Here is a 17,855-nt window from a genome sequence, read left to right as displayed (position 1 = left end):
TTTTAACCGTAACAAGTCCGTTATTTTAGGCTTCTTATGAGTTTTCAACAGAACTCACAGGCCCTACTACTACTAATTAATTATATAATTACTAATAAAGAGAAATCACACAGCTATTCTTGGGAGGAAAAACATGAAGTTTACAATTAATCGCAATCTGTTTATCGAAAACCTCAATAATGTAATGCGGGCCATCTCATCAAGAGCTACTATTCCAATTCTTAGTGGAATTAAGTTAGACTTAACAGAAGATGAACTTACGCTAACCGGTAGTGATACAGATATTTCAATTGAAATTCAAATTCCAGTCAATGATGATTTAAATGTGGAATCTACAGGTTCTATTGTTTTACCAGCTAGATTCTTTAGTGAAATCGTAAAAAAATTGCCAGGTAAAGACTTCTCATTTGAAGTAAAAGAAAGTTTTCAAACTCAGATCATATCTGAAAATAGTGAATTTACAATTAATGGTTTAGATGCTAATAACTATCCACGTTTACCAGAAATTCCAGATGCTGCTTCATTCACTATTTCTGGTAAAACTTTCCGTGAAATCATTAATGAAACGCAATTTGCTACTTCCAATGATCAAACACGAGCAATTTTAACTGGGGTACGTTTCTTCTTTAGTCCAGATAAAATTAAAGCTGTCGCAACTGATTCCCACCGTTTATCTCAAAGAACAATTGCTTTAGAAAACGGACCTCAAGCTGAAACTGATTTGATTATTCCTGGTAAAAGTTTGCAGGAATTAGCTAGAATCATTGGTGAAGCTGATCCAGAAGTTAAAGTTTGCCCAGGTGATAACCAAGCTTTATTTGTAATTGGCAACTTGTCCTTCTATTCACGTCTTTTGGACGGAAATTATCCAGACACTGATCGCTTGATTCCGACTGAAAAGACCACTAGTGTTGAATTTGACATTTCCGAATTATCTAGTGCCCTTGAACGTGCCAGTTTGTTAACTCATGCTGGTCGTAACAACGTGGTTACTTTGACTTTAGATATAGAAAATCAATCAGCTAAGTTATCAGGTAAATCTGCAGAAATTGGTAATGTTGAAGAAGATGTTAGCTTCAGAAATCTTGAAGGAAACAATTTAGATATTTCCTTCAACCCTGACTATATGCGTGATGCGTTAAGAGCTTCAGTAACAGATTCTGTAATTATGAGTTTTACTAAGCCACTTCGTCCATTTATCATTAATCCAGATAAAGAAGACATTGAATTTGTGCAATTAATTACGCCAGTTAGAACATATTAATCAAGTACACAATATTTAGGTCATAAAAAGTCGTCAAATAAGGCGACTTTTTATTTTGCTTTTAAACGAAAACGCAAAATATTGGCGTATATTTATTTTTTTACCGTGCTAGTGTGATTAGGTTATTTTGAAAAAAAGCTCTGAAAAGGCTTATAAGAGCGATTTAGTTTGTTATTTGGGTTGAAAACTAATATAATTATATAGGTATAAAGCGTATTGAAGGTGAGCATTATTAAGTATTTTAAAGTTGACGGCGATCATATTACTTTGGGGCAATTCCTGAAGGAAGAGAGCATTATTTCATCAGGTGGACAAGCTAAATGGTACTTAAAAGATAATCCAGTAACTTTAAATGGTGAACTTGAAGATCGAAGAGGCAAAAAGATGCATGTTGGTGATCATGTAGTGGTTAATGGCCAAGAATATGAGTTTCGGTAGGGAAGTCAATGTATCTTGATCATTTTACTGTACAGAATTTTCGTAATTTAAAAAAGCTTGACGTAAATTTTGATTCAAACGTCAATATTTTTATTGGCAAAAATGCTCAGGGCAAGACCAATTTGCTAGAGGCAATCTATTTTTTAGCATTAACACGTTCACATAGGACCAATAATGATAAAGATTTAATTGGTTTCGGCGGTGAGTTTACCAATTTACTTGGGCATGTACATAAAAGCCAAGTGGATCTTGATTTACGTGTTTTGATCACCCAAAAAGGTAAAAAAGTATGGATTAATCGAGTTGAGCAGGCGAAGTTGTCTAAATACGTAGGTCAGCTGAATGCGATTTTATTTTCACCGGAAGACCTCGAGTTGATCAAGGGTGCACCAGCACTGCGGCGGAGATTTATGGATCAAGAATTTGGTCAAATAAATGCAGAGTATTTATACTTCGCAAGTAAGTATCGGCAAGTTTTAATTCAAAAGAATAATTATCTGAAGCAGCTAGCTAAAGGTAAGGCAAAGGATCAGGTCTTTTTAGATGTACTTTCAGATCAACTAGCTGGTATCGCCGCTGAAGTTGTCTTTCGACGATTTAAATTTCTTAAGTATCTTAGTCACTATGCTAGCGATGCTTATGCACATATTAGTTTAGGCAGTGAGCAGCTTTCAATTGCTTATCATCCATCAGTGGCTGACATCCAAGCTGATGACAGTACAGAAGAAATTTATCAAAAGATTTTAGCAAGTTATGCACGAAATAAGGCAAGTGAAATTCGCAAGGGGACAACTACTTCTGGGCCGCACCGTGATGATATTGAATTTAAACTTGATGGTCAAAATGCACATCTTTATGCTTCGCAAGGGCAGCAGCGTTCAATTGCACTTAGCGTCAAGCTGGCGGAAATTCAATTGGTGCATCAACTAACAGATGAGTATCCTTTACTCTTGCTGGATGATGTAATGAGCGAGTTAGATCATGGTCGACAAAGTGCGCTACTTAATTATATTCATGGGAAAACGCAAACCTTTATTACTACGACTGATTTAGAGGGGATTTCCTGGGAAATAATTAAAAAGCCGCGTGTGTATCACATTCAATCAGGCAAAATTAGTTTGGAGAAGGAGAATTAAATGGCTGATAATTCAAAAGAAAATCTTGAAAAGGTCAAAAAATATGAAAAAGAGGCTGACAAGTATAATGCCAGTCAAATTCAGGTTCTTGGCGGTCTAGAAGCTGTACGTAAGCGGCCAGGTATGTATATCGGTTCGACTAGTTCTCAGGGATTGCACCACTTAGTGTGGGAAATTATTGATAACAGTATTGATGAACGACTTGCTGGTTTTGCGACCAAGATTGAAGTTACGATTAACGAAGATGGTAGTGTCACCGTTCAAGATGATGGACGTGGGATTCCTGTAGATATTCAAGAAAAAACAGGTCGTCCTGCATTAGAGACTGTATTTACTGTACTTCACGCCGGTGGTAAATTCGGCGGTGGTGGATATAAGGTTTCTGGTGGTTTGCACGGAGTTGGGGCTTCAGTAGTTAACGCTCTGTCCACTAAACTTGATGTTACCGTAATGCGTGATGGCAAAAAGTACTTTATCGATTTCGATCATGGCCGTGTTAAGGATGAGATGAAACAAATTGGCACGGTTCCACTTGATGAACATGGGACGATTGTTCACTTCTATCCAGATCCAGATATTTTCACAGAAACTATTGTTTTTGATGACAAGATCTTGAAGAACAGAATCCGTGAATTGGCCTTTTTGAACAAGGGATTAACTTTAACCTTTACTGACAAGCGTAAAGACACTGCCGAAACAGATGTGTATAAGTTTGAAGGTGGGATTAAGGAATACGTTGCCTTTTTGAACAAGAGACAAGAAGTATTATTTGATGATCCAATTTATGTTGAAAGCACCTATAATGGCATTGATGTTGAAGTGGCTTTGCAATATACAAATGGCTATAAGACTACTTTGATGACTTTTGCCAATAATATTCACACCTATGAAGGTGGGATGCACGAGGCCGGTTTTAAGACTGCGTTAACACGCGTGGTTAATGACTATGCACATAAGTCTAAGATCTTGAAAGATAAGGACGATAATCTTTCCGGTGAAGACATTCGTGAAGGAATGACAGCTATTGTCTCAGTTAAGCACCCTAGTCCGCAATTTGAAGGTCAGACTAAGACCAAGTTAGGTAATTCGGATGCTAGAACTGCTGTAGATAAGGCTTTTTCAGAAACCTTTAGTCGTTTCTTGATGGAAAATCCTTCAGTTGGGCGCAAGATTGTAGAAAAGGGTCAATTAGCCGAACGAGCTAGAACTGCTGCCAAGCGTGCACGTGAAGTAACAAGAAAGAAATCTGGTCTGGAAATTGCTAATTTACCAGGTAAGTTAGCCGACAATACAAGTAACGATCCAAGTATTTCAGAACTGTTTATCGTCGAGGGTAACTCAGCCGGCGGTTCTGCTAAGCAAGGTAGATCACGTTTAACACAGGCTATTTTGCCAATCAGAGGTAAGATTTTAAATGTTGAAAAAGCTTCGATGGATCGAATCTTGGCTAACCAAGAAATTAGATCTTTATTCACAGCTTTAGGAACAGGCTTTGGTGCTGACTTTGACGTTTCAAAAGCACGTTATCACAAATTGATTATCATGACTGATGCCGATGTCGATGGTGCCCACATTAGAACCCTGCTGTTGACCTTGTTCTATAACTATATGCGCCCAATGATCGACAAGGGCTATGTTTATATCGCCAAGCCACCTCTATACCAAGTTCGTCAGGGGAAAGTGGTCAGATATCTTGATACTGACGAAGAATTGCATGATTACTTAGGTAGCTTGCAACCAAGTCCCAAGCCTACTGTGCAACGTTACAAGGGGTTAGGTGAAATGGACCCAGAGCAGTTGTGGGAAACTACTATGAATCCAGAAAATAGAAGACTGGATCGGGTAAGTCCTGAGTATGCTAAAGATGCTGACGCAGTCTTTGAGCTCTTAATGGGAAATGAAGTTTCACCAAGACGTGACTTTATTCAAAAGAATGCTAAATATGTTGAAAACTTGGATGCATAGGAGGATTAGATGGACGAGAATCAAACTCAAGATCGTAGAATTAAAAACGTCGATCTAACTAGCATGATGCGTAGTTCATTTTTGGATTACGCAATGTCAGTTATTGTTGCACGTGCTTTACCTGATGTTCGTGATGGCTTAAAGCCCGTACAACGTCGTATTCTTTACGGTATGAGCGAGTTGGGTGTAACGCCTGATAAACCATACAAGAAGAGTGCCAGAATTGTTGGGGAAGTTATGGGTAAGTTCCACCCCCATGGTGATTCCTCAATCTATCTTGCTATGGCACACATGGCACAAGATTTCTCATACCGTTACATGTTAGTCGATGGTCACGGTAACTTCGGTTCTGTCGATGGTGATGAGCCAGCCGCAATGCGTTATACCGAAGCAAGAATGAGTAAAATTGCTGTGGAAATGTTGCGCGATATCAACAAAAACACCATTGATTGGCAAAGAAACTATGATGATACCGAAAATGAACCGGTTGTCTTACCTGCTAGAATTCCTAACTTGCTTGTTAACGGTGCTAACGGGATTGCCGTTGGGATGACAACAAATATCCCGCCACATAACTTGACTGAAGTTATTAGTGGTTTACACATGTTAATGAAAAATCCTGATGCTACAACCAAGGACTTGATGAAAGTTATCCCAGGTCCCGATTTTCCAACTGGCGGAATTATTATGGGACGTGGTGGTATCTACCGTGCTTATGAGAGTGGTAAGGGTAACATTGTTGTTCGCGCCAAAACCAATATTGAGACTGAAAAGAGCGGCCGCGAGCGCATAATTGTGAGTGAAATTCCATTTATGGTAAACAAGGCTGAATTGGTGAAGAAAATTGCTGATTTGGCTCGAGAAAAGACTATCGATGGAATTACTGGTGTGCGTGATGAATCAGACCAGACAGGGATGCGGATTACCATTGATATTCGCCGTGATGCTAGTGCTAGCGTTGTTTTGAATAATTTATTCAAGCAAACTCAAATGCAGGCTAACTTTGGTATGAATATGGTGGCTATTGTTGATGGTGCGCCACACTTTTTAACCTTGAAGCAAATGCTGCAATATTACTTGGATCACCAAGAAGATGTTGTAACTCGCAGAACAAGATTCGAGTTAGCTAAGGCAGAGGCAAGAGCCCACATCCTTGAAGGGTTAAGAATCGCTCTGGACAATATTGATGAAATTGTCCACATTATCCGCAATAGTCAATCAAGTGACATTGCTAAAGCAACTTTGATTAGCCGCTTTGGCCTTGATGATAAGCAATCTCAGGCTATCTTAGACATGCGTTTGGTTCGCTTGACTGGCTTGGAGCGCGATAAGGTAGAAGCTGAATACAAGGAATTACAAGCTAAAATTGCTGACTACAAAGATATTTTGGCTAAGCCTGAGAGAATTGACCAAATTATCTATGACGAATTGCTTGATATTCAAAAACGATTCGGTGATAAGCGAAGAACCGAAATTGGTGCTAGCGAAGTCGTTTCAATTGAAGATGAAGATTTGATTGAAAAGCAAAATATTCTGTTGACGGTTACCCATAACGGCTATATTAAGAGAATGCCAATTCAGGAATTTAAGACTCAAAACCGTGGTGGTAAAGGTATCAAGGGAATGGGTGTACAAGATGGCGACTTTATTGAGCATTTGATTTACTCAAGTACGCACGATCTATTACTCTTCTTCACCAATGCCGGCAAGGTTTACTCTAAGAAGGCCTATGAAATTCCTGAATATGGCCGTATGGCTAAAGGCTTACCAGTAGTAAATCTTTTGCAATTGGAAAAGGGAGAAAAGGTTCAAACAGTCATTAACATTCCAGAAAATGCGGATGACAATTACTTGTTCTTTATTACCAAGATGGGTACCGTTAAACGGACACACGTTAGCGAATTTTCTAATATTAGAAATAGTGGTCTAATTGCCTTAACCTTGAAGGATGGCGACGAATTGAGTAATGTTTTGACTACTGATGGTAAGCAAAATATCTTGATCGGAACGCATTTAGGTTATGCGGTAACCTTTAGTGAAAACGATGTCCGGGCAATGGGTAGAACTGCTGCGGGTGTTCGCGGAATCAATTTAAGAGAGAATGACTATGTAGTTGGATCTGGCGTTTTAGGTGCTGATGATCAAGTCTTGGTAATCTCTGAAAAGGGCTATGGCAAACGGACGCCAGCCGCAGAATATCCAGTTAAAGGCCGTGGCGGTAAAGGCATTAAGACTGCCAATATTACTGAAAAGAATGGTCCTTTGGCCGGCGTAACAATCATCAATTCAAATAATGATGTTATGGTAATTACTACTGATGGGATTATGATTCGCTTCAAGATTGAGGATGTTTCTCAAACTGGTCGTAGTACAATGGGCGTTCGCTTAATTAAAGTCAATGACGGCAGTCAGGTTGCAAGCTTAACTATTGTTCCGACTGAAGAAGAACAAGATCAAACTGGTGACGATGACGAGCCCAAAAATGAATAATTAATTAAGAAAAACAAAAATTTTGAACTTTTAAAAAAATTATCAAACTTTTTTGCGTAATAAATAATGAGCAGTAAAAAAACTGTTAGGATCACGTGAAAACTGTTTGGTAATTTTTTGTTTATATGCTAAAATTAGAAATTGCGAGTAATATTCCATTACTCCTTGTTCTTGATTTTAGCAAGAACCATATAGTCCAAAAGGAGGTGCAATAGTCATGGCAACTACAAAGTACGAAGTAACTTACATCATCAAGCCAGATGTTGACGAAGACAACAAGAAGGCAGTTGTAGAAAACTACGACAAGGTTATCGCTGATAACGGTGGTACTATGGTAGAATCCAAAGACTGGGGCAAGCGTCGTTTCGCATATGAAATTGATAAGTATCGTGAAGGTACTTACCACATTATGACTTTCACTGCTGACAACGCTGACGCAGTTAACGAATTTAGCCGTTTGTCAAAGATTGACAACGCTATCTTACGTTCAATGACCGTTAAGTTAGATAAGTAATTTTAATTTATTATCCGTTATGTGATTTAGGAAAGGAAGGTACATGAGTATGATTAATAGAGTTGTACTTGTTGGCCGTTTAACACGTGATCCTGAATTACGTACTACTGGGAGTGGAATCTCGGTTGCTACGTTTACTCTTGCTGTTGACCGTCAATTTACAAATAGCCAAGGTGAGAGAGGCGCAGATTTCGTCAGCTGTGTAATTTGGAGAAAGTCAGCAGAAAACTTCTGCAACTTTACTTCAAAGGGTTCATTAGTTGGAATTGATGGCCGAATTCAAACCAGAAGTTATGATAATAAAGATGGGCAAAGGGTATATGTAACCGAAGTTGTTGTTGATAACTTCGCATTGCTCGAATCACGCAAGGATCGTGAAGCCCGCGGTCAAAATGGTGGTTATACACCAAATAGTGGAAATGCTGGCAGTCAACCTGCTAACAATTTCCCAAATAATGGCGGATCACAAGGTAATTCACAGACTAATAACAATCAAAATAATTCACAAGATCCATTTAGTGGCTCAGGTGATACGATTGATATTTCTGATGACGATCTACCATTTTAAACTAAATTAAAGAAAGGATTCTAGAACATGGCTCAACAAAGAAGAGGTGGCCGTCGTCGTCGTAAGGTTGACTACATCGCAGCTAACCACATCGACTACGTTGACTACAAGGATGTCGATCTGTTGAAACGTTTTATCTCAGAAAGAGGTAAGATTTTACCACGTCGTGTTACTGGCACTAGTGCTAAGAACCAACGTAAGGTAGCTAATGCAATTAAGAGAGCTCGTATCATGGGCTTGTTACCATTCGTTGCTGAAGACTAATTTAGATCGAAATAAACCAAAAGGACAGGACACAAGGTTCTGTCCTTTTTTCGTATAATAATTAAAAAAATTCTCTCTTCGTATTGTACCTACTGTTTTCAATCATGAGCCGGAATAAGGTATAATTAACACTGATATACTATATCTATTAGGAAGGATCTTCATGAAGGATTTTTTACGTAAGCTAGAGTTGCCTGAATTTATTAAGGATTCACGGCTGACAGCTTCTATAATCATTGCACTTTCTCTTTCATTATTGGGAAGCATTATTGCGATGATTATGAATCCATTGTTTGGTTTGGCAATGCTTTTAGTCTTTATTTTGACCGTTGCCTTTGCCATCTATGGGACCTATATTTTAGCGGGTAATGCAAATAGCTTTGCGGTTAATTTGTCTTACCGGATAAAGCGTAGTGAACAAGAAGCAATGATTAAGATGCCGTTGGGAATTTTGCTTTATGATTCGGATCACCAAATTCAGTGGGTTAATCCATATCTGCAATTATATTTAAAGAGTACAGATTTAGTGGGGCACACAATTGAATCAGTTGACCCTGATCTGAATAAGCTACTTAATGAAGCAATTGAGGCAAAAACAGCAGAAAATCATCTGGTTGATTGGGATGGTCACCGATTTGAAATGGTGGTCCAAAATAATTTAGGCGTAATATATTTATTGGATATTACGCGCTATGCCAAAATTGAAGATAAATATAAAGCTGAACGATTGGCGATTGGTCAAATTTTCATCGATAATTATGATGAGCTAAGTGAAGCAATGCATGATCAAGAATTGACCAGCATGAGTTCATATGTGCAAAATACATTGAGTGATTATGCGAAAAAGTTTAACGCATATTTAAAACGGATTGATGAAGACCATTTCTTGATCTTGATCCATATGCAAGAATTAGTTGAGATGGAGAAGGACAAATTCTCTGTTTTAGATAAGGTGCGTCAAGAAACGAGTAGAAACAATAGGCCACTTACTTTATCTATGGGAATTGCTTTTGGGAGTGATTCTTTGTCTGAAATTGCCAACCAGGCTCAATCTAACTTGGATTTGGCCCTAGGTCGAGGTGGAGACCAGGTTGTCTTACGTCAACCCGGTAAAGACGCCCGCTTTTATGGCGGTAAGTCTAATCCGATGGAAAAGCGGACTAGAGTTAGAGCAAGAATGGTTTCACAAGCAATTAGTGAACTATTTAAAGATGCCGATCAAGTTTTTGTTGTTGGTCATCAGCGTCCTGACATGGACTCAGTCGGTAGTGGGATTGGCGTAGTAAAATTAGCTCGTCTTCACGGAGTTAAAGCTAATTTTGTTTTAGATACTAATAAGACAAACTATGATGTTGGTCGCTTGGTCACCTTAATGCAACAGAAAAATCAGGATAAGGATATTTTTATTAACCCTGATGTAGCTTTAGCTCAAGTTACTGACAAGTCAATGTTGGTAATGGTTGATCATTCGAAGTATTCAATTACTTACTCACGGTCACTTTATGATCGTTTGAAGAATCGAATCATCGTTATTGATCACCATAGACGAGGCGAGGAATTCCCTGAAAATCCAATGTTAACCTATGTTGAACCATATGCTTCTTCGGCTTGTGAATTGGTCACTGAAATGATTGAATATCAGCAGCCAGCTAACGGTAAGCGAGTTTTGACCGATATTGAAGCTACAGCAATGTTAGCCGGGATTGTGGTCGACTCCAAGGAATTCTCGTTGAGAACAGGAACTAGAACCTTCGATGCGGCTAGTTACTTACGTTCAATCGGGGCTGACTCAGCAGTTGTAAGCATGCTCTTGAAAGAGGACATTGATAGTTTCCTCGAACGGACGCATTTAGTAGCCACTTTGAAGATGGTGAAGCCACATATGGCCGTATTATGTGGACCTGATGATAAGATTATAGATCCGATCATTACAGCGCAGGCGGCTGATACTGCACTTGATTTGGAAAATGTGGGTGCTAGTTTCGCAATTACGCGGCGCAGTGATAATACGATTGGTATTTCAGCTAGATCAATGGGTAAGATCAACGTTCAAATTATTATGGAAAAATTGGGCGGTGGTGGACATCTTTCTAATGCGGCAACACAGATTAAAGATGTTACTATTGAAGAAGCAAAACAAAAATTGCTTGATGCAATTGATGAATATGAAAAAGAAAATGATTAGGAAGGACAAATATGAAAGTTATTTTTACTCAAGATGTTAGAGGTCGAGGTAAGCGTGGACAAGTTAAGGACGTACCTGATGGATACGCACAAAATTACTTGATTAAGCGAGGCTTGGCTAAAGAAGCTACTAAAGGTAACATGAATACCTTGAAGCGTGTAGAAGCTAATGAAAAGGCTGCTTATGAAGCAGAAAAGGCCGAAGCAGAAAAGATCAAGGCAGAACTTGAAAAAGACGATACCGTTGTTAACTTCAAATCTAAGGCTGGTACTGATTCACGTTTGTTTGGCTCAATTTCAAGCAAGAAGATTGTGGAAGGCCTTGAAAAGCAATACGGTATCAAGGTTGATAAACGCAAGCTTAACTTGCCAGAACCAATTAAGACTTTGGGCTATACTAATGTTCATGCCAAATTATTTAAGGGTGTAGAAGCTACTATTCGCGTTCACGTTACTGAACAAGACTAATAAAAAGTGGTTGTGATTGATGGATAATATCGTTTCTCAACAAATTCCGCATGATCGCGATGCCGAAAGGGCAGTTCTGGGTGCGATTTTTATCGATCCTGAAGCCATTGCGGATGCTAGTGCGGTAGTTCAGCCTGAAGATTTCTATGAGCGGGCTAATCAAATTGTCTTTCAAGCGATGTTGGACTTGTCTGATCGCGGGGATGCAATTGATACGCTGACCTTGCAGGATGAATTAAACAAAAGAAATCAGTTAGAAGATATTGGTGGTATCGGTTATGTTTCTGAATTAGCGATGGCCACACCGACAGCAGCGCATGTTACCTATTATGCCAAAATTGTGCATAGGAAGGCGCTGCTTCGTCGTTTAATCTCTGCTAGTCAGAAGATTATCTCTAATGCAATCGATGGCTCTGACGATGTAACAGACATTCTAGATGACGCTGAAAGTGAAATTATGAATGTTTCGTCAGAGAATAGCACAGGCGGCTTTAGGACCATTAAAGAGATCGTTAATTCAGCGATTAATGATATTAATAATATTCCGGATGACGGAAATATGGTTACTGGCTTGCCGACTGGTTTTGCGGAATTAGATAAGATGACAACTGGTTTTCACGATGATGAATTGATCATTGTAGCTGCTCGTCCTGGTGTGGGTAAGACTTCATTTGCCTTAAATATTGCGCAAAATGTGGGTCTGCATACGGATAAAAGTGTTGCGATGTTCTCACTTGAAATGAGTGGGGAGCAGTTGGTTCAAAGAATGCTGGCTTCTGAAGGCTTAATTAATTCGCAGCACTTAAGAACTGGTCAGCTTGATGAAGAAGAATGGCGTAAATTGGTAGTGGCTTCTGGGTCACTAGCAGGTGCGCAAATCTTTATCGATGATACGCCCGGAATCAAGATGAGTGAAATTCGTGCTAAATCACGGCGATTAGCTAAGGAAAAGGGCAATCTTGGTCTTATTGTAATTGACTACTTGCAGCTGATTGAAGGGCCACGCAGTGAATCACGGCAACAAGAAGTTTCTGCTATTTCAAGACAGTTAAAAAAGCTAGCTAAAGAGTTGCACGTGCCTGTTATTGCCCTTTCGCAGTTATCACGGTCAGTTGAACAAAGACAAGATAAACGGCCTGTATTATCTGATATTCGTGAATCTGGGTCAATTGAACAGGATGCCGACATTGTTTCTTTCTTATATCGAGATGATTATTATCGCGATGAGCCTAAAGATGGCGAAAGTAGTGGCAGTCAAGATGAAGTTGGCGCAGAAGACGATAATGGTGAAGTAGAAGTCATCATTGAAAAGAACCGTTCCGGTAGCCGGGGGACGGTTAAGCTAATGTTTTCAAAGCCATTCAACCGTTTTTCAAATTTGGATTATGCGCATGATCCTAATGGTAATTAGAAAAAGCACTCGATGAGTGCTTTTTCTATGTTTGAATATAATACGAATAATATTTACATTTATAATGGAAATTGTTTATATTTTGCGTTGAAATGATACCATAAGTTTGCTATAACTATTACTGAAAAGAGTAATAACGAATATACTCATGGAGGAATAGCAAATTTATGAAATTTAAGAAGATTTTGCTTGGTGCATGTGCAGTTTTAGCAGCTGTGTCATTAGCAGCCTGCTCAAATAGTAAGAAGAGTTCATCTTCATCGAATGAACCTAAGGAATTGAACGTTGAATTTGTACCAAGTACCCAAGCAAATAAGATGGAAGCTAAGGCCAAGCCTTTAGGCACATTATTGCAAAAGCAATTACACATTCCAGTTCACGTAACCGTTTCTACCGACTATAGTGGGCTGGTTGAAGCAATGTCATCTAAGAAAGTTGACGTAGGCTTTATGCCACCATATTCTTACATATTAGCTCATAAAAAGGGAATTGCTGATGTTTTATTGCAAGCCGAACGTTACGGCTATGATGAACCATCCGGTAAGATGAATCATACCTTAATGCATAAGTATCGTGGTATGATCGTGGTTAAGAAGGGCTCAAAGATCAAATCTTGGAAAGACTTAAAGGGTAAAAAGATTGCGATTGGCGATCCTAGTTCTTCATCGGGCTATGTTTATCCAGTTGCGGAACTTTACAAAAAGGGTTTGAATGTAACCAAGGACTGCAAATTAGTTAATGTTAAGGGTGACGATCAAGAAGTGTTATCCGTTTTGAATGGGGATGTTGATGCCGCATTCGTCTTCTCAGATGCACGTAATATTGCCGCTAAGGATGACAAGAAAGCAATGACCGATGTTGTGCCAATCTACTTTACCAAGTGGATTCCAAACGATACTATTGCGGTTAGAAAAGATATGCCTAAAAAATTCAGAGTTAAGTTAGCTAAGGCTTTCAAGAATATTGCTAAGTCTAAGAAGGGTAAGCAAATTATCGAAAGCATTTATAACCATTATGGTTACGTTGAAGCTAAGGATTCCGACTTTGATGGCTTACGTCAATACCAAAAGATCGTTAACAAAGCTACTGGTGGCAGTAACTAAAATAGAATAATTTAATTGAAAGGGCTCACCATTACGGGTGAGTTCTTTTTGTTTCTATATAATATATCAGTTAAAATAGACATAAAAGAAATGAAGAAAGAAGAAAAATATGAAAATTGCGGTTTTGACTGATAGCTCGGCTTATTTGACTAAAGAGCAACAAGAAAAATATCAGATTGATGTTCTGCCTATCCCGATTATTTGGGGGAAGAAAGTTTACCATGATTTAGTTGATATTGGCTATGAAGAGTTTTATCAAAAATTAAGTGAAGAAAAAGAATTACCAACAACTTCTCAACCTTCAATCGGTGACTTAAAAGAAAAAATTAATGAATATGTTGAGCAGGGATATACAGATGTGATTGTGATTACTCTTTCAAGTGGTATCTCCAGCTATTTTTCAACGGTTCAAAGTGTTGCTGCAGAGGAAGATCGTATCAAGGTTCATCCATTTGATAGTAAGATTACTTGTGCAGGTGAAGCAGATTATGCCATGCTAGCAGGGCGACTAGTGCAGGCAGGAGCCAATATTGATTTAATTATGCATGATCTCAAGGACTTGCAAAAAACAATGGATGTGCGCTTCATGGTGGACGATTTGAGCCATTTAAAGCGGACTGGACGTTTATCTAATGCGGCTAGCTTTGTTGGTACGTTGTTCAAGATTAAGCCGATTTTATCGATGGATGTGCAAAATGAAGGCCATATTTCAGCGATTGCGAAAGAGCGTCAATATAAACGTGCATACAAGCATGTGCAAAATGATTTTGATAATTTGACTAAAAATATGCCGTATAAGATTCAGGACACAATTTTTGATTCACTTGATCCTGAGAAAAAGCAAGAGTGGCTGGAAGATTACCAAGCAAAGTTTCCTAAGTATAAGTTCGATACCAGCATTATCGGACCAGTTGTTGGCGTGCACGTGGGACAAGGAACAATGTCGATGATTTGGTGCCGTGATTTGGATACTTATTTTGATGAAAATGGGCGACCAATTGAAGGAATTGAGTCAAAAGTGGTTGAAGATCCAGCGTAAATCAACAAAAATAATTACATACATATGAAAGCCTTTACACATAAGGGCTTTTTTCTTTATAATATTAGCAGCATGAAAACTTTTTGGAGATAAATTTACAGAAAAGGATGAGAATATGGCAGAAAAGAAATATGTTGGTAGTATCGAAGCTGGTGGTACTAAATTTATCGTAGCTGTGCAAGATGTTGAAACAGGCAAGGAAGTAGCGCGTGATCGTATTCCTACCACTACTAACAAGGAGACTTTACAAAAAACAGCTGAGTTTTTCAAAAAGCACCCCGTTGATGCATTAGGAATTGGTACTTTTGGTCCAATTGATATCAATCCTAACTCTCGTACTTATGGCTACATTTTGGACACGCCTAAGCCAGGTTGGTCAGGTACGGACGTAAAGGGCTTCTTTGAAAGAGAATTAGGTATTCCGGTTGCCATGACAACCGATGTTAATGCATCATGTTATGGTGAATATGTTGCTCGCGGCCGCAATGATTCTAAGAGTTACTTCTATGCAACAGTTGGTACTGGCGTTGGAGCTGGAATTGTGCAAGCGGGTAAGTTGCTCGGTTTGAATAACCATCCAGAAATGGGCCACATGTTGGTTCGTCGTTATCCTGGTGATGATTATGAGGGTCACTGTCCATTCCATAATGATGCCTGTGTCGAAGGTATGGCTGCTGGTCCAAGTCTTGAAGGCAGAACTGGAATCCCAGGTGAAAAGTTGTCACGTGATAACAAGGTCTTCACTTATTCCGCATATTACATTGCCCAAATGCTCTTCAATGTTTATATGGCTGCTCGTCCAGATGTAATGATTGTTGGCGGTTCAGTTTTAAATGAAGATGATTTGGTTAAGGTAAGAAAGTTCTTTGATGAATTTAACAACAATTACATTGCCACACCCGATTTGAATGAATTAATTGTGCGTCCTGCTGTGGCTCACAACGGTTCTGCAACGCTTGGCGATTTTGAATTGGCTAAGAATTTGCTCAAATAAAAAAGCATAGATAAATTGAATAAGCAATAAAAAGGCTCAACTCGTTAAGAAAGACGTAAGGCGAGCCTTTTTTGACGTAATTTGACCTAAATGCGAGTAATATTAATTCTAGAAACGTAACCGGTTTATTAAGAAAGGAGCCCAACTATGAACAAATCAGATAGTGGCTTAAAAGACAAAGTTATCGGTAAAGTGAAAGAAGTCGAAGGTAAAATTACCGGCGATAAATCACGCGAAGTCCAAGGAAAAGCTCAACAAGCCAAGGGCAAAGTTAAGGACAAAGCCAAAAAATTAAAGGATGATCTGGAAAAAGACCATCAAATAGACGAAGATTGTTAAAGACTCAGGTCGACTAGCAATAGCTAAACAGAAAGCAAATAGGTGATCCTATGTTATCATGGATCTGGGTTTTAATCGTTGGCGCTATAATAGGTCTAATAGCTGGTTTCATAACCGGCAAGGGTGGATCAATGGGATTTATAGCTAATTTAATAGCAGGGCTGGTTGGTTCAACCTTAGGCCAAGCAATCTTTGGTTCGTGGGGGCCGCAAATGGCTGGGATGGCAATCGTACCATCAATATTGGGAGCCGTCATCTTGGTACTAGTGGTTTCCTTTGTACTAGGGATGCTTAGAAGAACTGAATAAAAATAGAATAAGAGAAAAAAGACATGCTTAGCATGTCTTTTTTTGTGTTTCATGTGAAACTATTTTAGCTTTTTTCGTTCATTTTCTTTCTCAGCTAAAAAACGTTGCTTAATTTCTTCAGGCAAAAGACTAGGAACAGTTTTATCATAAAATTCAAAGAAAATTGGTGCTTTATTAGAGTCATTGCTCTTGGGATATAAGGCAAAGTCACTTTCGCTAAACGGTAAGCTGATATTACCACGTAAAGCATTGATAATCTCACCGAACATATGCAAAACATAACGGCGCGTCTCAGGCTCTAATGACATGATTACGCGACTGAAACGGACAGTGCCTAATAATTTATTGGCTGTAATCTGGAACACATCGGTAATGTTCAATTCATCAAAAGCTTGAAAGAGGGCATCCCAGAGTTCGCCGCGTTGTTTTTCAGGAATGCTGTGATTGAAATCGATGAGCGAGTGGCGCAATGAGCGGGCACCTGAAGTTAAACTCTCAGCTAAAACAAAACTGTCACGCCCCACGGCCCAGCGGCGAGGATCATGTTGTTGGACCATCGGTGCAGTGCTTTTGACGATTAAAACGTGTTCAGGATGATCAAGCATGGTGCCAATGATTGAAGCTTCTGGGAGGTAGGTCTTCATTTTATACATGCTGCGAGTGAAACCAGGAGAGTTCCAGACCTGGCGGAAAAAGCCGGGGCCGTCAAAGCTAAAGGCTTTGATAATGCGGTCTTGCAATTTTGGCTCGGCTACGCTTAAAGCATATTCAGCGTAATTGCCGCCCTTAGAATGCCCTGCTAAATAAATTTTGTCATGGGGAAAGGCGGCAGCCATTTCTTTGAGATAATTGGCAGCAACATCTTGACCATAAACTTTGGGCATGTAGTTCATATTCATGTCTTCGTTCCAGCCGATGATTGAGTTGTCGGTTCCGCGGTAAACGATGATAATTGTATTATCGGTTAGGCGAAAAGTAGCCGCGGTAAATTGAAGTGGATAAGGATCCTTTTCCAGCCGATTAGTCCAATTAAGGATTTTGATGTCGCCTAGACGAGGTGATTTAGGTAAAAGAAGAATTTGATCGCCAGCTAAATCTTTCATTTGAACTTGAAATGAAGGAAGGACGTGTAATTTTTCTGCGACTTCACTTAAGGTATGTTCCTTAGCAGATTTGTCGACGGGTAAGTAGATGATTGAGGCGAAGAGGGATGCGTCCACGCTATTAAAAGGCCGTTCTTTAAAAGAAAGATCTCCCCGCCAACGTAAATAATCAAGTGTTCCAGCCATAATCTCATCCTTTCATTAATTAGGCAATGTTAGAAAATATTGGTTAAATATATCCACTTTATTTTATTTGAATACATTTTC

The 17,855-nt window shown here is 39.1% G+C and carries 17 protein-coding genes; 16 read left to right on the top strand and 1 reads right to left on the bottom strand.

What is annotated here, in order from left to right:
• Window positions 1-133: 133 nt before the first annotated feature.
• The 16 genes from dnaN to CP366_RS07270 all read left to right on the top strand — a co-directional run bounded on the left by dnaN (window position 134) and on the right by CP366_RS07270 (window position 16,485).
• Entirely contained in the window at window positions 134-1,264 is a 1,131-nt protein-coding gene (gene dnaN, locus CP366_RS07345; RefSeq protein WP_089147838.1) for a DNA polymerase III subunit beta, read from the top strand.
• Window positions 1,265-1,480: 216 nt separating this feature from the next.
• Window positions 1,481-1,702 (top strand): S4 domain-containing protein YaaA, encoded by a 222-nt coding sequence (yaaA, locus tag CP366_RS07340; RefSeq protein ID WP_005721893.1) that lies wholly within the window; start codon window positions 1,481-1,483, stop codon window positions 1,700-1,702.
• Between the two features lie 8 nt (window positions 1,703-1,710).
• Window positions 1,711-2,838: a DNA replication/repair protein RecF gene (gene recF / locus CP366_RS07335; RefSeq protein ID WP_005721038.1), complete on the top strand. Its 1,128-nt coding sequence runs from the start codon at window positions 1,711-1,713 to the stop codon at window positions 2,836-2,838.
• The gene (gyrB, locus tag CP366_RS07330) at window positions 2,839-4,803 is read left to right on the top strand and encodes a DNA topoisomerase (ATP-hydrolyzing) subunit B (protein WP_089142923.1); all 1,965 of its coding nucleotides are present in this window, start codon (window positions 2,839-2,841) and stop codon (window positions 4,801-4,803) included.
• A gap of 9 nt (window positions 4,804-4,812) precedes the next feature.
• The gene (gyrA, locus tag CP366_RS07325) at window positions 4,813-7,293 is read left to right on the top strand and encodes a DNA gyrase subunit A (protein WP_089142922.1); all 2,481 of its coding nucleotides are present in this window, start codon (window positions 4,813-4,815) and stop codon (window positions 7,291-7,293) included.
• A 217-nt stretch (window positions 7,294-7,510) separates the two neighbouring features.
• Window positions 7,511-7,807, top strand: coding sequence for a 30S ribosomal protein S6 (rpsF, locus tag CP366_RS07320; protein ID WP_005729269.1), 297 nt, complete (start codon window positions 7,511-7,513; stop codon window positions 7,805-7,807).
• Window positions 7,808-7,856: 49 nt separating this feature from the next.
• Window positions 7,857-8,375: a single-stranded DNA-binding protein gene (gene ssb / locus CP366_RS07315; protein ID WP_013085589.1), complete on the top strand. Its 519-nt coding sequence runs from the start codon at window positions 7,857-7,859 to the stop codon at window positions 8,373-8,375.
• Between the two features lie 27 nt (window positions 8,376-8,402).
• Window positions 8,403-8,639, top strand: coding sequence for a 30S ribosomal protein S18 (gene rpsR, locus CP366_RS07310; protein WP_003549366.1), 237 nt, complete (start codon window positions 8,403-8,405; stop codon window positions 8,637-8,639).
• A gap of 163 nt (window positions 8,640-8,802) precedes the next feature.
• Window positions 8,803-10,824, top strand: coding sequence for a DHH family phosphoesterase (locus CP366_RS07305; RefSeq protein ID WP_089147837.1), 2,022 nt, complete (start codon window positions 8,803-8,805; stop codon window positions 10,822-10,824).
• An 11-nt stretch (window positions 10,825-10,835) separates the two neighbouring features.
• A complete protein-coding gene (gene rplI, locus CP366_RS07300; RefSeq protein ID WP_005721048.1) occupies window positions 10,836-11,291 on the top strand; it encodes a 50S ribosomal protein L9 in 456 nt (151 codons plus the stop codon).
• Between the two features lie 19 nt (window positions 11,292-11,310).
• Window positions 11,311-12,702: a replicative DNA helicase gene (gene dnaB / locus CP366_RS07295; protein WP_089147836.1), complete on the top strand. Its 1,392-nt coding sequence runs from the start codon at window positions 11,311-11,313 to the stop codon at window positions 12,700-12,702.
• A 167-nt stretch (window positions 12,703-12,869) separates the two neighbouring features.
• Complete coding sequence (locus CP366_RS07290) at window positions 12,870-13,805, top strand: phosphate/phosphite/phosphonate ABC transporter substrate-binding protein (RefSeq protein WP_013085593.1); 936 nt, start codon at window positions 12,870-12,872, stop codon at window positions 13,803-13,805.
• Between the two features lie 109 nt (window positions 13,806-13,914).
• Window positions 13,915-14,844, top strand: coding sequence for a DegV family protein (locus CP366_RS07285; protein WP_061205006.1), 930 nt, complete (start codon window positions 13,915-13,917; stop codon window positions 14,842-14,844).
• Window positions 14,845-14,959: 115 nt separating this feature from the next.
• Window positions 14,960-15,838, top strand: coding sequence for an ROK family protein (locus CP366_RS07280; protein ID WP_089147294.1), 879 nt, complete (start codon window positions 14,960-14,962; stop codon window positions 15,836-15,838).
• A gap of 147 nt (window positions 15,839-15,985) precedes the next feature.
• Window positions 15,986-16,177 (top strand): CsbD family protein, encoded by a 192-nt coding sequence (locus CP366_RS07275; protein WP_005723606.1) that lies wholly within the window; start codon window positions 15,986-15,988, stop codon window positions 16,175-16,177.
• A gap of 50 nt (window positions 16,178-16,227) precedes the next feature.
• On the top strand, window positions 16,228-16,485 hold the full coding sequence (locus tag CP366_RS07270) for a GlsB/YeaQ/YmgE family stress response membrane protein (RefSeq protein WP_060462105.1): 258 nt from the start codon (window positions 16,228-16,230) through the stop codon (window positions 16,483-16,485).
• 59 nt (window positions 16,486-16,544) lie between these two features.
• On the opposite strand, the gene CP366_RS07265 is transcribed toward CP366_RS07270, so the two are convergent.
• Entirely contained in the window at window positions 16,545-17,774 is a 1,230-nt protein-coding gene (locus CP366_RS07265) for a DUF2974 domain-containing protein (RefSeq protein WP_089147835.1), read from the bottom strand.
• Window positions 17,775-17,855 lie beyond the last annotated feature (81 nt).

Origin of the sequence: Lactobacillus sp. UMNPBX15, assembly GCF_002553785.1 — a bacterium.
GTDB classification, from domain to species: Bacteria; Bacillota; Bacilli; order Lactobacillales; family Lactobacillaceae; genus Lactobacillus; species Lactobacillus crispatus.
This window is presented reverse-complemented; position numbering and strand designations above follow the sequence as displayed.

Excerpts from the sequence above, each read along its gene's own strand:
- CP366_RS07270 (WP_060462105.1), top strand. The coding sequence starts at position 16,228 with ATGTTATCATGGATCTGGGTTTTAATCGTTGGCGCTATAATAGGTCTA.
- dnaB (WP_089147836.1), top strand. The coding sequence starts at position 11,311 with ATGGATAATATCGTTTCTCAACAAATTCCGCATGATCGCGATGCCGAA.
- dnaN (WP_089147838.1), top strand. The coding sequence starts at position 134 with ATGAAGTTTACAATTAATCGCAATCTGTTTATCGAAAACCTCAATAAT.
- gyrB (WP_089142923.1), top strand. The coding sequence starts at position 2,839 with ATGGCTGATAATTCAAAAGAAAATCTTGAAAAGGTCAAAAAATATGAA.
- CP366_RS07285 (WP_061205006.1), top strand. The coding sequence starts at position 13,915 with ATGAAAATTGCGGTTTTGACTGATAGCTCGGCTTATTTGACTAAAGAG.
- CP366_RS07290 (WP_013085593.1), top strand. The coding sequence starts at position 12,870 with ATGAAATTTAAGAAGATTTTGCTTGGTGCATGTGCAGTTTTAGCAGCT.
- recF (WP_005721038.1), top strand. The coding sequence starts at position 1,711 with ATGTATCTTGATCATTTTACTGTACAGAATTTTCGTAATTTAAAAAAG.
- rplI (WP_005721048.1), top strand. The coding sequence starts at position 10,836 with ATGAAAGTTATTTTTACTCAAGATGTTAGAGGTCGAGGTAAGCGTGGA.
- rpsR (WP_003549366.1), top strand. The coding sequence starts at position 8,403 with ATGGCTCAACAAAGAAGAGGTGGCCGTCGTCGTCGTAAGGTTGACTAC.
- ssb (WP_013085589.1), top strand. The coding sequence starts at position 7,857 with ATGATTAATAGAGTTGTACTTGTTGGCCGTTTAACACGTGATCCTGAA.
- CP366_RS07305 (WP_089147837.1), top strand. The coding sequence starts at position 8,803 with ATGAAGGATTTTTTACGTAAGCTAGAGTTGCCTGAATTTATTAAGGAT.
- CP366_RS07275 (WP_005723606.1), top strand. The coding sequence starts at position 15,986 with ATGAACAAATCAGATAGTGGCTTAAAAGACAAAGTTATCGGTAAAGTG.
- rpsF (WP_005729269.1), top strand. The coding sequence starts at position 7,511 with ATGGCAACTACAAAGTACGAAGTAACTTACATCATCAAGCCAGATGTT.
- CP366_RS07265 (WP_089147835.1), bottom strand. The coding sequence starts at position 17,774 with ATGGCTGGAACACTTGATTATTTACGTTGGCGGGGAGATCTTTCTTTT.
- gyrA (WP_089142922.1), top strand. The coding sequence starts at position 4,813 with ATGGACGAGAATCAAACTCAAGATCGTAGAATTAAAAACGTCGATCTA.
- CP366_RS07280 (WP_089147294.1), top strand. The coding sequence starts at position 14,960 with ATGGCAGAAAAGAAATATGTTGGTAGTATCGAAGCTGGTGGTACTAAA.